Source organism: Pseudomonas sp. URMO17WK12:I11 (assembly GCF_007677725.1).
In the GTDB taxonomy this organism is placed as follows: domain Bacteria; phylum Pseudomonadota; class Gammaproteobacteria; order Pseudomonadales; family Pseudomonadaceae; genus Aquipseudomonas.
In genome coordinates, this window is record NZ_VEDF01000001.1 from 189,132 (window position 1) to 203,362 (window position 14,231).

The 14,231-nt window shown below is 62.7% G+C and carries 11 protein-coding genes, 4 tRNA genes and 1 pseudogene; 7 read left to right on the forward strand and 9 right to left on the reverse strand.

All coding sequences use genetic code 11. The annotated features are described in order from the left end of the window. The first annotated feature begins 6 nt into the window (after window positions 1-6). Window positions 7-2,235 carry a TonB-dependent siderophore receptor gene (locus FS665_RS00885; protein ID WP_145181955.1) on the forward strand — a complete coding sequence of 743 codons (2,229 nt, stop codon included), beginning with the start codon at window positions 7-9 and terminating at the stop codon, window positions 2,233-2,235. 99 nt (window positions 2,236-2,334) lie between these two features. On the opposite strand, the gene FS665_RS00890 is transcribed toward FS665_RS00885, so the two are convergent. Continuing rightward, window positions 2,335-2,928: a biliverdin-producing heme oxygenase gene (locus FS665_RS00890; protein ID WP_145181958.1), complete on the reverse strand. Its 594-nt coding sequence runs from the start codon at window positions 2,926-2,928 to the stop codon at window positions 2,335-2,337. Between the two features lie 139 nt (window positions 2,929-3,067). Between FS665_RS00890 and FS665_RS00895 the strand changes: the two genes are divergently transcribed. Then, window positions 3,068-3,604, forward strand: coding sequence for a histidine phosphatase family protein (locus FS665_RS00895; RefSeq protein ID WP_145181961.1), 537 nt, complete (start codon window positions 3,068-3,070; stop codon window positions 3,602-3,604). 18 nt (window positions 3,605-3,622) lie between these two features. On the opposite strand, the gene FS665_RS00900 is transcribed toward FS665_RS00895, so the two are convergent. The 4 genes and pseudogenes from FS665_RS00900 to FS665_RS00910 all read right to left on the reverse strand — a co-directional run bounded on the left by FS665_RS00900 (window position 3,623) and on the right by FS665_RS00910 (window position 7,544). Beyond that, on the reverse strand, window positions 3,623-4,408 hold the full coding sequence (locus FS665_RS00900; protein ID WP_145181964.1) for a sulfite exporter TauE/SafE family protein: 786 nt from the start codon (window positions 4,406-4,408) through the stop codon (window positions 3,623-3,625). 230 nt (window positions 4,409-4,638) lie between these two features. Beyond that, window positions 4,639-5,379, reverse strand: coding sequence for a methyl-accepting chemotaxis protein (locus tag FS665_RS23835; protein WP_371921218.1), 741 nt, complete (start codon window positions 5,377-5,379; stop codon window positions 4,639-4,641). A gap of 117 nt (window positions 5,380-5,496) precedes the next feature. Then, window positions 5,497-6,525: pseudogene (locus FS665_RS23840) on the reverse strand (cache domain-containing protein); the annotation flags it as partial. Window positions 6,526-6,665: 140 nt separating this feature from the next. Further along, a complete protein-coding gene (locus FS665_RS00910; RefSeq protein ID WP_145181970.1) occupies window positions 6,666-7,544 on the reverse strand; it encodes a LysR family transcriptional regulator in 879 nt (292 codons plus the stop codon). 99 nt (window positions 7,545-7,643) lie between these two features. On the opposite strand from FS665_RS00910, the gene FS665_RS00915 reads away from it, so the two are divergent. Beyond that, complete coding sequence (locus FS665_RS00915) at window positions 7,644-8,072, forward strand: PACE efflux transporter (RefSeq protein ID WP_145181973.1); 429 nt, start codon at window positions 7,644-7,646, stop codon at window positions 8,070-8,072. 65 nt (window positions 8,073-8,137) lie between these two features. Here the strand turns inward: FS665_RS00915 and FS665_RS00920 are convergent, their stop codons facing one another. The 4 genes from FS665_RS00920 to folD form a co-directional block, all read right to left on the reverse strand. After that, window positions 8,138-8,821 carry a GntR family transcriptional regulator gene (locus tag FS665_RS00920; RefSeq protein WP_145181975.1) on the reverse strand — a complete coding sequence of 228 codons (684 nt, stop codon included), beginning with the start codon at window positions 8,819-8,821 and terminating at the stop codon, window positions 8,138-8,140. A 16-nt stretch (window positions 8,822-8,837) separates the two neighbouring features. After that, window positions 8,838-9,542, reverse strand: coding sequence for a FadR/GntR family transcriptional regulator (locus tag FS665_RS00925; protein ID WP_145181978.1), 705 nt, complete (start codon window positions 9,540-9,542; stop codon window positions 8,838-8,840). Window positions 9,543-9,586: 44 nt separating this feature from the next. After that, window positions 9,587-10,897 carry a C4-dicarboxylate transporter DctA gene (locus FS665_RS00930; RefSeq protein ID WP_145181981.1) on the reverse strand — a complete coding sequence of 437 codons (1,311 nt, stop codon included), beginning with the start codon at window positions 10,895-10,897 and terminating at the stop codon, window positions 9,587-9,589. 355 nt (window positions 10,898-11,252) lie between these two features. After that, window positions 11,253-12,107, reverse strand: a complete 855-nt coding sequence (gene folD / locus FS665_RS00935) for a bifunctional methylenetetrahydrofolate dehydrogenase/methenyltetrahydrofolate cyclohydrolase FolD (RefSeq protein ID WP_145181984.1) — start codon at window positions 12,105-12,107, stop codon at window positions 11,253-11,255. Between the two features lie 270 nt (window positions 12,108-12,377). Here folD and FS665_RS00940 point away from each other — a divergent pair. The 4 genes from FS665_RS00940 (at window position 12,378) to FS665_RS00955 (ending at window position 12,831) form a co-directional block, all read left to right on the forward strand. Beyond that, a tRNA-Arg gene (locus FS665_RS00940) sits at window positions 12,378-12,454 on the forward strand. A gap of 42 nt (window positions 12,455-12,496) precedes the next feature. Further along, a tRNA-His gene (locus FS665_RS00945) sits at window positions 12,497-12,572 on the forward strand. Window positions 12,573-12,627: 55 nt separating this feature from the next. Then, window positions 12,628-12,712: transfer RNA gene (locus FS665_RS00950), tRNA-Leu, on the forward strand. A gap of 43 nt (window positions 12,713-12,755) precedes the next feature. Continuing rightward, a tRNA-His gene (locus tag FS665_RS00955) sits at window positions 12,756-12,831 on the forward strand. Window positions 12,832-14,231 lie beyond the last annotated feature (1,400 nt).

Genomic DNA, 14,231 nt, shown 5'->3' on the forward strand with positions numbered 1-14,231 from the left:
GTATCGATGTCGTCCAGAACAACCAACGGCCTGGCCTTGGCCGTGCTAGCGCTGGCTTCGCCGGCCATGGCCAGCAGTGCTGGCGGACCCGTCACGCCGGAAGCTGGGGCGGGCCTGGAACTGCCGTTGGCCGATAATGCCTTGGTGATCGAAGACACCTTGGTCACCGCCGAGCGCGAAGCGCGCCAGGCACTCGGCAGCTCGGTGATCACCGCCGAGGACATCAAGCGTCATCCACCGGCCAACGACCTCTCCGAGCTGATCCGCCGCGAACCTGGCGTCAACCTCACCGGCAACAGCGCCAGCGGGGCGCGCGGCAACAACCGGCAGATCGACCTGCGCGGCATGGGCCCGGAAAACACCCTGATCCTCATCGATGGCAAACCCTCCAGCGCGCGCAATGCCGTGCGCTATGGCTGGAACGGCGATCGCGATACCCGCGGCGAAACCAACTGGGTGCCAGCCGAGGCGGTCGAGCGCATCGAGATCCTGCGCGGCCCGGCGGCGGCGCGCTACGGTTCCGGGGCCATGGGCGGGGTGGTCAATATCATCACCAAGCGTCCTACCGACGCGCTCAAGGGCAGCGTCAGCCTGTTCACCCAGCTGCCACAAGACAGCGCCGAGGGCGCCAGCCGCAGGGCCAATTTCAACCTCGCTGGCGGGCTGACCGACAACCTGGGTGTTCGCCTCTACGGGGGCCTGGCCAAGAGCGATGCCGACGATCTCGACATCAACGCCGGGCATGCCACCAGCGACCTGGTCGCCGGACGCGAAGGTGTACGCAACAAGGACCTCAACGGCCTGCTGAGCTGGAGGCTGAACGACCAGCATCGTTTCGAGGCCAGTGCCGGCTACAGCCGCCAGGGCAATATCTTTGCCGGCGACACCATGAACAGCAACGGCGGTGGCGATGTCGAGTTCGTCTCCAGCCTGTATGGCCATGAAACCAACGTCATGCAGCGCAGCACCTACGACCTGACTCACCTGGGCGATTTCACCTGGGGCACCAGCAAGACCAGCCTGGCTTACGAGTACGTGCGCAACTGGCGGCTCAACGAGGGCCTGGCGGGGCGCACCGAGGGCGCGCCCAACCAGGAAGGAGCGGCCATGTCGCGCCTGCGCAACACGCGCTTGAGCACCGAGGTGAACCTGCCATTCGCCGCTGGCGCCACCGAGCATGTGCTGACCCTGGGCGGCGAATACCTCTATGAAGCGCTCAACGACCAAGGCTCCTTGCGTGCACAAAGCTCGGATCCCTCCGCTGGTGGCCTCATTGGCTTCGACCGCAGCAGCTCGAAGATCAACGCGCGCAGTTACGCCCTGTTCATCGAAGACAACATCGTCGTCGGTGACACCACCGTCACCCCTGGCCTGCGCTTCGATCACCACGAAACCTTCGGCGACAACTTCAGCCCCAGCTTGAACCTGTCGCATGAGCTGACCGAGGCGCTGTCGGTCAAGGGCGGTATCGCCCGCGCGTACAAGACGCCCAATCTCTATCAGTCCAATCCCAACTACCTGCTCTACAGCCGGGGCAATGGCTGCAGCGTGCAACAAAGCAACAATGGCGGCTGCTATTTGCAGGGCAACGCCGACCTCAAGCCGGAGATCAGCGTCAACAAGGAAATCGGCCTGCTCTACGACCGTGGCACCTGGCGCACCAGCGCCACGTACTTCCGTAACGACTACCAGAACAAGATCATCGGTGATACCGAAGTGCTCTACACCATCGGTACAGGCAGCCGCGTCACCCAGTGGGATAACGCCGGCAAGGCTCGGGTCGAAGGCCTGGAGGGCAATGTCTTCATCGCTCTCACGCCGACCCTCGACTGGAACACCAACCTGACCTGGATGCTCGACAACGACAGCCGCGAAACCGGCGAGCCGCTGTCGGTGATTCCGCAGTACACCGTCAACAGCACCCTGGATTGGCAGGCCACCGACAAGCTGTCGCTGCAGCTCTCGGGCACCTATTTCGGCAAGCAGAAATCGCCGACCTACAACTACCGCACCGAGCAGGACTATGACCTGCAAGCGCAGCAGGATGTAGAGGCATACGGCCTGGTCGATGTCAGCGCAGGTTACAAATTCAATGCCCACTACGATGTGCGCGTGGGCGTAAACAACTTGTTCGACAAGCAGATTCTGCGGGGCGGCAACGCCAGTAGCTCCGGTGCCAATACCTACAACCAACCTGGGCGAGCGCTGTTCGCGGCGCTGAACATCACCTTCTGAAGCACGCGCAGGGGGCCTCTGGCAACCCCTGCCGGCTCAGCCTGCAGGGGCCTGGCGAAAGCGGCGCGGCTGGATCACGGTGACAGGGTGCCGCAAGACTCAGCGCGCAAGCAGCACACCACAGTGAGCGAGCCAGCGCTCGAACAGCCTGAAGGTATCGACAGCCGCTTTCACCGTCACGGCCTGATCGGCCGGGAACACCGAGGCGTGGGCCAGCCGCTCGAGGAAGCTGCGCCAGTGGCTGCCGGTCAACGGTCCATACACATCGAGGAACGCGCAGCCGTTTTCAGCGTCCAGGCCCAGGCGCTCGGCCATGGCCCGCTTGAGCACCTGGCCGCCCAGGGTCGAGCCCTCCAATACGTACATCACACCAAGCGCAGCGGGTGGGCCGTCGATCACGGGCAGCGCCTGGCAGATCGGCAAAGCTTCGACGTCGGTCTGGGTCAGGCCGAGTGCCTGCAGGTCGCGGCGCAACGTGGGGATCTTGCTGCGCTCAGGGCCTTGATAGTCATGCAGCTGCTCTTGCAGAGGAGCATGAAAGCCATAGTAGGCCTCGAGCAGGCGGCGATAGGCAGCGGTATCGAACGAAGGAGCGAAAAACGGCAGGCGCGCTTCCAAGGCTTTGTGGCTGTCGCGGGTGTGTTCGCGCAAGGCGTTGAGCAAAGGATTGGCGTCGCAGGTACGGCTGGGCATGTAAAGCGCTCTGACGGCAGATTGCCTAAGTGGGCGTAGGATAATAACCCACCGCCGCGCTGTGCCATGACTTTGTTGCAGTAAAAATATCCCTGGCGTGGTAAACCAATGGGTCTTTTGCACAGAGATTTCTCCGCCGGTGAAAGCCATACGCCTGACCTTGCTGTGCCACGCCTTGACCCTCGCGCAGAAGAACGGCTGCTTGGCACGGCCTGATGACCCTCTGCTGAGCGACGACTCACCGCTGCGGCCTGAAGCGGCTGTGCGCCTGCTCAGCGCTCCCGAGCGACGCGCCACGCAAACCGCTCAATGGCTGGCGCCCGCTGTGCCAATTGTCCCCGCGTTGGCCGATTGCAATCTTGGCTGCTGGCAGGGGCTGGCGCTCAAACAGCTGCAGGCGCAACAGCCTGACGCGCTGGCGCGCTGGTTGGCCGATCCCTCCAGCGCGCCCCACGGCGGGGAGTCGTTCGAGCAAGTGTGCGCCCGTGTGCAGGGCTGGTTGCAGGCATTCGATAGCCCGGGAGACTGGTTGGCCGTCACTCACCCTTGGGTGATTCGCGCCGCCTTGGCCTCGGTGCTGGATTGCGCGCAAGAAGCTGCGCTGCGCATCGATGTGTTGCCGCTGTCGCGGGTGACGCTGAGCTTCACTGGGCAATGGCGCTTGCGCCTGGGCTGAGCAAGCGCCGTGTGCTGATCAGAACGCCAATTTGTAACCGATCAGCAGCAGCATGCCGGCCAGGCAAGGACGCAGCACGCGATCGGAAATCCGCCCGGTCAGGTGGCTACCCATGTAGATGCCCGGCAGCGAACCCAGCAACAAATAGCCCAGCAGCGACCAGTCCATGTTGCCCATTCCCGCATGACCGATGCCGGCCACCAAGGTCAACGGCACCGCGTGGGCGATCTCGGTGCCGACCAGGCGGCGGGTAGCGAGAAATGGATAGAGCAGAAACAGCGCCACGGTGCCCAGCGCACCGGCACCGATCGAGGTGAGGGTGACCATGATTCCCAGCACCACGCCGGTCAGTACGGTCAGGGTGTTGAGGCTGCGGTCACTGAGGTGGTAATGATCGCCGGCGTGACGATTGGCAAAGGCTTGCAAGCGCGATTTGAACAGGATGGCCAGGGCCGTGAGAATAAGCACCACGGCCAAGCCTTGCTTGATGATGGCATTGAGTGCGCTGGTGTCGGTATGCAGGGTACTGAGGAACCACAGGGTCAGCGCTGCGGCAGGAACGCTGCCGAGGCTAAGCAGGCCGGTGATTTTCCAGTCGATGTTCTTCTGCTTGCCATGCACCCAGACGCCGCTGGCCTTGGTGATGGCCGCGTACAGCAGGTCGGTGCCTACGGCCGTGGCCGGATTGATGCCGAACCACAGCAGAATCGGGGTCATCAGCGAACCGCCGCCAACGCCGGTCATGCCAACGATGAAGCCCACCACCAGTCCGGCAATGGTGAAACCGAAAGAACCTACATCCATACGCTACTCGACTGCCCAGCTTTGCCCGTTATCGGATGCCTGCCAGCATATAGATTGTTCATATAGCTAAATAGAATTGTTCGTTATTAGGTTATAACTGCGCCCCTTGGGAGCTGCACGTTGCAAGCTGCGAGCGCCAAGTGAAAGCAAGAGCGGGGCGGTGCGGGATTCGAGATGTCGAGTCCAGCACCGCCCCGCTTTTTTCTTGCAGCTTGCAGCCTGCGGCGCCGTCAGATCCTGAAGGTGGCGACGAGCTGTTTGAGGCGGCCGGCTTGCTGGGCCAGGGCGTCGCAGTGCTGCAAGGTCTGGTTGAGGTTTTCCACGCCTTGCTGGTTCAACGCGTTGATCTGGGTGATGTCCAGGTTCAGGCTCTCGACCACGGCGGTCTGCTCCTCGGTGGCGGTGGCCACCGACTGGTTCATGCCGTCGATTTCACCGATACGCAGGGTCACGCTGGCCAGACGCTCGCCGGCCTGATTGGCGACTTGGACCGTCTGCTCGCTCGACACCTGGCTGGTGTTCATGGTGTGCACCGCTTCGCGCGAACCCACCTGCAAACTGGTGATCATGCGGTGGATCTCTTCGGCCGACACCTGGGTGCGATGGGCCAGGTTGCGCACCTCATCGGCGACCACGGCAAAGCCGCGCCCGGCTTCACCGGCGCGCGCCGCCTCGATCGCGGCGTTGAGCGCCAGCAGGTTGGTCTGCTGCGAAATACCCTTGATCACATCGAGGATCTTGCCGATTTCATCGGTGCTGGCATTGAGCGTCTCGATCTGCTCGCACGACTCGCTGATACGTTGCGACAACGCCGTCATCGCATGGATAGCCTGGTCCACCACCTCACGCCCCCCGTGGGCCTGTTCGCTGGCGCCGCTGGCGTGTTGCGAAGCATCGGCGGCATTGCGGGCGATCTCCTGGGTGGCGGCGCCCAGCTGGTTGATTGCGGCGGCCACGCTGTTGGTGCGCATGCTTTGCTCTTCAGAGCCAATGATCGAGGCATTCGAGGCGTTCACCACCTTCTCCGACAAGTCATGCACCAGGCGGGTGGCCGAGGACACTTCGCTGATCGAGGTATGAATGCGCTCGACGAAGCGGTTGAACGAGCTTGCCAGTTCACCGAATTCATCCTGGTGCTGCACTTCCAGGCGCCGGGTCAGGTCGCCTTCTCCTTCGGCGATGTCGCGCATTGCGCGACCCATGGTGGTCAGCGGGCGCATCAGCACCGGAATCAGCAAACCGAGCAGCAGGGCGATGGCCGCCACGGCGATGAGCATGGCGATGATCGCCGACGTGCGGAATTGGCTGAGCGCCGCGTAAGCCTTGTCCTTATCGATCGACAGGCCGATGTACCACTGCGCCGACGGCAAGCCGGCCACCGGGGCGAACGAAATCAGCCGCTCTTCGCCGTTGAGCGTGACATCCTGCATGCCGGTGGCCACGCGCAAGCCGCTGCCGGGGTAGATGTCGTCGAGGTTTTTCATCACCTGGTCTTTGTCCGGGCTGACGATGACTTGGCCCGTGCTGTCGGCGAGGAAGGCGTGGCCGATGCCGCCGAAGTCCACCGAGTTGATGATCTGCACCAGGGTGTCGAGGGTCAGGTCGCCGCCCACCACGCCCATCAGCTCACCACCCGCCTTGCTTTTCACGGGTACCGCGATGGTCACCATCAAATCGCCCAAGGCGCCTTGATAAGGGGGCGTGAGCGCAGTTTGACCGGCCGTGACCGCCGTGCTGTACCACGGCCGCTGGCGTGGGTCGTAGCCAGGCGGCATTTGTGAATCGGGGCGCTGGGTGAAGGTGCCGTTGGCTTGCCCCAGGTAAGTGAAGAGGAAGTTCTTGGCGTAGGTTGGCTGCTCGATGAGTCCATTGAGGGTTGCGCCTGCGCCTTGTTCGGCGATGTCCTGCGCCAGGTTTTCCATGACCAGAATGCGCCCGCTCATCCAGTTCTGCACGCTGCTGGCCGTCAACGCGCCCGCTTGCTGCACCGAGGCTTCGATGTTCTGGCGCAAGGTGGTGCGTTGCAGATAGTCGTTGTAGAGCGTGAACAGGGCAAAGGCCAGCACCACGACACCGCAGGCGCTGAGAAGGATCTTGTGGCGGAATTTCAGGTTCATGTTTCGAGACCTTGAGCCATGGAGGGGAGGGCCGCGCGCGCTTGTGGCGGAACGCGGAACCGGTCTCCTGGGTATCGGCCTGGCTGTTAAAAGGTTGATACGGCTACGGATTTTTGCGCCGTTGCGCGACGGACGGTGGACTATTTGCTGGCCATCAACTCGATCAGCAGGCGCGCACCTTGCCGTAGCGGTTGCTGCTTGCGCCAAAAGGCGTGAACCGGCAGCTGCAACTCATTGCGCGTGTTGCCGAACCGCAGGCGTACCAGGCGCCCGCTGTCGATCAGCGGCGCAACCCTGGCCAGCGGCAGATCGCCCCACCCGAGGCCGGCCTCGACCATCTGCAAGGCCAGGTCGAAACTGTCGGTGGACCAGTGCGTTGCGCCGATCAAGGGACGTGGGTCGAGCAGCGGTAGATCTCGGCTGCGCACCAGAATCTGGCGCACGTTGACCAAGTCTTCGAGGTAGCGGATGCGGCCTTCGACCAAGGCTGGATGCGTAGGCGCCAGTGTGGCGACCAGCGACTCCATGCCGACGTGCTGAAAGCTGCGCTGTGGGTCGACGTGCAGCCCGGCGAACGCCAGGCACAGGTCGACGCGGCCGCTGTCGAGCAGGTGCAAGGCGTCCTCCTGCGGCGCACTGAGCACTTGGATATCGAGTAATGGGTAGCGCGCACCCAGATCGGCAATCGCAGCCATCAGCGGCAGATGGTCGATATCCGGCACCACAGCCAGGCTCAGGCTGCTCTCCAGCCCTTGGGAGAGTTCCAGGGCATGCACCTGCAGCAGCCCGAGCTGCTCGGCAATCAGCCTGGCATGGGGTTCAAGCGCCCGCGCCTGGGCCGTGGCCCGCACCTCGCGCGGACCGCGTTCGAACAAGGCGTAGCCCAGCTCAGCCTCGAGGTTGCCAATGGCCATGCTCACGGCGGAGGGAACACGGTGCAGTGCGCGTGCGGCAGCGGAAAACGAACCGCGGTCGAGCACCGCTAGAAACAGCTGGATGTTATCGCTGGAAAAGTTCATGGCAGCCTCCTGTCAGTCAATCTGATGGCTGCTTACTTTTCCTGTCAAGCCAATTGAAGCACGATTGCTGCCTTGCTATTCCATCACTTGAGGTAATCCGTGCAGGGCGTCAAACGTAAATTGGTCTATGTCACATTCTATGAATTGATCGGCTTGTGCATGTCGACGTTGGGGTTGGCGTATCTGTCCAACACCCAGGCGTCGCATACCGGCCCGCTGGCGGTGCTGATCACTAGCATCGCCATGCTGTGGAACCTGATCTACAACAGCTTGTTCGAGCGCTGGGAGAGCGGCCAGACCAAGCGCGGGCGCAGCGTGGCGCGACGCGTGGCCCACGCCATCGGCTTTCAGTTGACCTTGGTGGTGTACCTGATTCCGTTGATTGCCTGGTGGCTGGACATGACCTTGGTCGAGGCGTTCGTGGTTGACTTGGCTTTCATCATTCTGGTGCCGTGTTACACCTTCGCCTACAACTGGGCGTTCGACCGGATCTTCGGCTTGCCCACCGCGGCCATGGCCCGTGCCTGAAGAGCAAGGCGCCACTGAAGTCCGCGCCAGCGCGCTTCACGCTCGCCGCTCAAGGCCAGCAGCGCTCAGCCGCCAAGGTCGAGCTTTTGCTCAAGCCGATCGAGGTGATCGTGCATCAATGCCAGCGCCGCCCGTGCATCAGCAGCCTCCACCGCATCGATGATCGCCGCGTGTTCCTCCCAGGCGCAGTGCTCGCAGCAGGGTGATTCGTAGCGGGCGATGATCAGCGAGGTCATCGGCACCAGGCCATTGAGGAATCTCGCCAACGGTGCATTGGCAGCCACCTGCGCAAGCTTGAGGTGAAACTCGCCGCCTAGACGGATGGCGGCGCAGCGCTCGCCGCGTTCATGATGCTGGCGTTCGCGTTCGACCAATTGCCGCAGTTGGCGGATCTGCGCAGGCCGTGCGCGCTGGGCGGCCAAGCTGATCAAGGTGGTCTCGGCCAGGCGCCGGGCGCTGAGCACTTGACGCGCCTGATCTGGGTCCGGTGCAGCCAGGTGTGCGGTGTGGCTTGGGCGCTGCACGATCACCTGCTGGTCGGACAGCCGCCCGAGCACTCGGCGGATCACGGTGCGGCTGACACCAAAGGCATTGCCCAGTGCCTGTTCAGGCAGCAGGCTGCCCGGTGGCAGGCGCTGCTCGAGAATGGCATCGAACAGGCGCGGGTAGATCTGCTCGGCCGAAAGGCGCGTTTCGCCAGCGGCGAGCAGGGCTGGCAGGCGGGGGGCGGCGTGGGCGCAGGCGGTCATGGTCGCTCTCCTGTGGTCATTGGCCCGGGTGATCGTCCGGGATGTTGAGTTCGATGCCCATGCGCAGCCCCTCGGCAAGGATGTGCTGGCGCATCTGGGCGCTGGCGTGGGCGCTGTTGCGATCGCGAATGGCGCGTACCACGGCTTCGTTTTCCTTGAGCCGAGCGGCCAGGTGTTCGGGCGAATTGCGCAGCATGCTGGCGCTCTGCTTCAAGGCGTTGCCGGTCTGTTGCACCACGCTCTGGAAGATCGGATTGGTGGTCAGGGCAAACAGCGCTTCGTGAAAGGCGATATAGGCACTGACCCCGGCTTCGCTGTCATCGGCGTCCAAGGCTTCGCGCATGTCCATCAAGGTCAGGCGTAGCTGCCCGATGTCCTGACTGTTCGCCGACTGCGCCACCAGGCCGACGATGAACGGCTCGAGGGTGTAGCGCAGCTCCAGCACATCGGCCAGGCTTGCCGCCGCGGTGGCTTCGCCAGCCGGGTCCTGGGTCGGTGCCTCGGCGTCGAGCACCAGCACCCCCTTGCCCGGCAGCGAACGTACCAGGCCCAGGGTTTCCAGCACGGTCACTGCTTCGCGCAGGCTCGGCCGGCTGATGCCCAACTGCTCGGCCAGCTCGCGCTGCCCAGGCAGCATGTCGCCAGAGCGCCACTGGCCGCGGGCCAGGGCCTTGCGCAGTTTTTCCACCACTGAGTTGACGACGGTCGATGAGCTGATCACGGTTCGCTCCTGCGAGGGCCGGCGACAACGCCGGCCGGGTTCGCTCAGAATTCCTGTTGATGGGGGTTGGCTGGCTTGCGCGGCGTCATGGCGAAGCCCGGTTTGCCATCGAGCACCTTCTGCGCGCGCTCAAGGTCGATGTCCTTTTCCCAGCGCGCGATCGCCACGGTGGCCACGCAATTGCCGATCAGGTTGGTCAGTGCCCGGCCGATACCCATGAACCAGTCCACTGCCAACACTAGCACCAGGCCGACGACCGGAATCGCCGGTACCGCGGTCAGGGTCGCCGCCAGGATTACCAGTGCCGAACCTGGGATGCCGTGGGCACCCTTGGAAGTCACCAGCGACACCAGGAGGATGGTCAGCAGGTCGGTCATCTCCAACGGCGTGCCGGTGGCGTTGGCGATGAACACGATGGCCAAGGTCAGGTAGATCGAGAAACCGTCGAGGTTGAACGAGTAACCGGTAGGGATCACCAGCCCGACGGTCGAGCTGCCGATACCCAGGTGTTCAAGCTTGCGCATGATCTGCGGCAGCACGGCGTCGGAGGATGCGGTGCCCAGCACGATGGTCAGCTCTTCACGCAGGTACTTGATGAACGGCAGCAGCTTCAAGCCCGACACGCGCATCACGGTGCCGAGAATGATCAGTACGAAGCCGGCGCAGGTCAGGTAGAACAGCGCCACCAGCCCACCCAGGTGCTGCAGCGATTCCAGGCCGTACTTGCTGGTGGTGAAGGCGATCGCGCCAAACACGCCGATCGGTGCCAGGCGCACGATCATGCCCATGATGCGGAAGATCACGTGGCTCAGTTCATTGATCAGCCGCGAAATACCGGCGGCCGATTCGCCCACCAGGTTCAGGGCGCTGCCGAACAGCACGGCGAACAACAGCACCTGAAGGATATTGTTATCGGCGAAGGCACCGATCACCGACGTGGGGATCAGGTCCATGAAGAAAGCGGTAGCGCCATGCAGATGCTGGCCGCGCTCGGCCAGGCTGCCGGCATCGGCGGCGGAGAGCTGGTCAAGGTGAATGTTGGCGCCGCTGCCGATACCGCTGGTAAAGGCGAAGACCAAGCCGATGACCAGGGCGATGGTGGTCAGCACTTCGAAGTAGATGACCGATTTCAGGCCGATGCGTCCAACCTTCTTCAAGTCACCGGCGCCGGAGATGCCGCTGACCACGACGCAGAACACGATCAAGCCGATGAGCATCTTGATCAACTTGATGAAGCCGTCGCCGAGGGGTTTGAGTTGCAGGGAGAGGTCGGGGAAGCTGAGGCCGCAGGCAATGCCGAGAGCAAGGCCGAGCACAACTTGCAGGAAGATCGAACGCGAGCACCATTTGAGCATGGGAGAGATCTCAGATCGGTATCCTTGCTTCGATGCCGCACGGGGCGAAAGAGCGCAGGACTTAATTATTGTGGTCTTACCGGTTTGTTCAGCGCGCAGTCATGGAACCGCGAAAAATCCCATATTGCAAGGGTTTTTGGCCTGACCGGTCTGACCAGTTATGGGGCATTGACGGCGGCCACGCTCTGGATCGGTGCGTGTATCGTTTGCGCAAGATAAGGAGGATGTGCGATGGCCGGCGCTGCGCGAGAGCTGTGCAAGCAGCTTGCCAAGGGTAGGGAGCAAGGCGGCGAAGGCGAGTAGGCGGGCAAAAAAACGGCACCCGCCAGGGGTGCCGTTCTCATCGGGCGCTGTGTTACTTGTGCAGCTCTTCGGCGGCGTACAGCGTGTTCTCAAGCAGGCATGCGCGGGTCATCGGGCCGACGCCACCTGGCACTGGGGTGATCCAGCCGGCGCGGGGCAGGGCGGTCTCATAGACCACATCGCCCACCAACTTGCCGTCTTCCTGGCGATTGATGCCGACGTCGATGACGATGGCGCCTGGCTTGATCCACTCGCCTTTGACCAGGCCCGGCTTGCCAGCGGCCACCACCACCAGGTCGGCGCGACCGACATGGCCGGCCAGATCCTGGGTGAAGCGATGGCATACGGTGACCGTGCAGCCACCGAGCAGCAGCTCCATGGCCATTGGCCGACCCACGATGTTGGAGGCGCCGACGATCACCGCGTCCATGCCGTACAGGTCCTGGCCGGTGCTTTCGAGTAAGGTCATGATGCCTTTCGGTGTGCACGGGCGCAGCAGCGGAATACGCTGGGCCAGGCGACCGATGTTGTAAGGGTGGAAACCATCGACGTCCTTGTCCGGGCGAATGCGCTCGAGCAGCAGGGAGGCGTCGAGGTGCGCCGGCAGCGGCAATTGCAGCAGGATGCCATCGACGGCCGGGTCGTCGTTGAGGCGGTCGATCAGCTCGGTGAGCGCTTGCTGCGTGGTATCGCTGGGCAGGTCGAACGCCTGGGAAATGAAACCGACCTCTTCGCAGTCCTTGCGCTTGTGCGAAACATAGACGTGGGAGGCGGGGTCGGTGCCGACCAGAATCACTGCCAGGCCCGGCGTGCGCAGGCCTTGCTGGCGGCGCTCCTCGACCCGTTGAGCGATCTGCTTGCGCAGGTTGGCGGCGATCGCCTTGCCATCGATTAGGTGTGCAGTCATAGACGCGTGATTAACCATCGAGAAAGAAACCATAAAGAGTGCGCATTCTCGCACGACATGGCTCGAGGGCAAAGGCGAGTGGTCGGGCAAATGCCCTAACCCCTTCAATAATTTAAATTTTTTGGAGAAATGTGTTGACGGCCTAGAGGCTCGCCTATAAGATTCGCCGCACTTGTCGGGCACAGCCTAGCACTGGTTGGCGAAGTCGGGCAGAATGAGTGGTTTAGCAGTTACCTGTTAAGGCCTCGTTCGGTTAGGCTTTAAGCTTAAGCGCCCGTAGCTCAGCTGGATAGAGCATCCGCCTTCTAAGCGGATGGTCGCAGGTTCGAGTCCTGCCGGGTGCGCCATTTAGGCAGCTGGGCAAGCAAGTAGTGCTGTAGTGCAATATGGTGGGCGTAGCTCAGTTGGTAGAGCGCTGGATTGTGATTCCAGTTGTCGTGGGTTCGATTCCCATCGTCCACCCCATATTCAATGAAGGCGCCTCTGATTGCAGGATTGGCGCCTTTGTTCTAAGCGTTACGCGGACGTGGTGAAATTGGTAGACACACTGGATTTAGGTTCCAGCGGCGCAAGCTGTAAGAGTTCGAGTCTCTTCGTCCGCACCATGCTTCTGTAAGCTGTACCGCAACACCGCAATATTGTTACATGGTGGGCGTAGCTCAGTTGGTAGAGCGCTGGATTGTGATTCCAGTTGTCGTGGGTTCGATTCCCATCGTCCACCCCATATTTTTTCAAAGGCGCTTTGATCGCAAGATCAGGCGCCTTTGTTGTTTCTGGGCGGTATGGCTTGAGGGTTGTGGCGCCTGTGACATCGCGCCGCCCGCGCGGCGCATCGCGAGCTGCGCTCGCTCCTACGTTTGTTTCGGGTCATTGTTTCCTGGGGGATTTGCGTGCGGACGCTTTGGTGCATGGCGCGATATTACGTCGTACCCACAAGGCAGTCGCGCGCGCCTGCCACGGGCGTTGCCGGCCCGAAACAAACTGGGCTGTATGGCTTGAGGGTTTCGGCGCTTGTGACATCGCGCCGCCCGCGCGGCGCATCGCGAGCTGCGCTCGCTCCTACGTTTGTTTCGGGCCATTGTTTCCTGGGGGATTTGCGTGCGGACGCGTTGGTGCATGGCGCGATATCACGTCGTACCCACAAGGCAGTCGCGCGCGCCTGCCACGGGCGTTGCCGGCCCGAAACAAACTGGGCTGCATGGCTTGAGGGTTGCGGCGCCTGTGACATCGCGCCGCCCGCGCGGCGCATCGCGAGCTGCGCTCGCTCCTACGTTTGTTTCGGGTCATTGTTTCCTGGGGGATTTGCGTGCGGACGCTTTGGTGCATGGCGCGATATTACGTCGTACCCACAAGGCAGTCGCGCGCGCCTGCCACGGGCGTTGCTGGCCCGAAACAAACTGGGCTGTATGGCTTGAGGGTTTCGGCGCCTGTGACATCGCGCCGCCCGCGCGGCGCATCGCGAGCTGCGCTCGCTCCTACGTTTGTTTCGGGCCATTGTTTCCTGGGGGATTTGCGTGCGGACGCCTTGGTGCATGGCGCGATATTACGTCGTACCCACAAGGCAGTCGCGCGCGCCTGCCGCAGGCGTTGCTGGCCCGAAACAAACTGGGCTGTATGGCTTGAGGGTTTCGGCGCCTGTGGCATCGCGCCGCCCGCGCGGCGCATCGCGAGCTTTGCTCGCTCCTACGTTTGTTTCGGGCCAATGTTTCCTGTGGGATTTGCGTGCGGACGCCTTGGTGCATGGCGCAATATTACGTCGTACCCACAAGGCAGTCGCGCGCGCCTGCCGCAGGCGTTACTGGCCCGAAACAAACTGGGCTGTATGGCTTGAGGGTTTCGGCGCCTTTGACATCGCGCCGCCCGCGCGGCGCATCGCGAGCTTTGCTCGCTCCTACGTTTGTTTCGGGCCAATGTTTGCTGTGGGATTTGCGTGCGGACGCCTTGGTGCATGGCGCGATATTACGTCGTACCCACAAGGCAGTCGCGCGCGCCTGCCACGGGCGTTACTGGCCCGAAACAAACTGGGCTGCAGGGCTTGAGGGTTTCGGCGCCTGTGACATCGCGCCGCCCGCGCGGCGCATCGCGAGCTGCGCTCGCTCCTACGTTTGTTTCGGGCCAATGTTT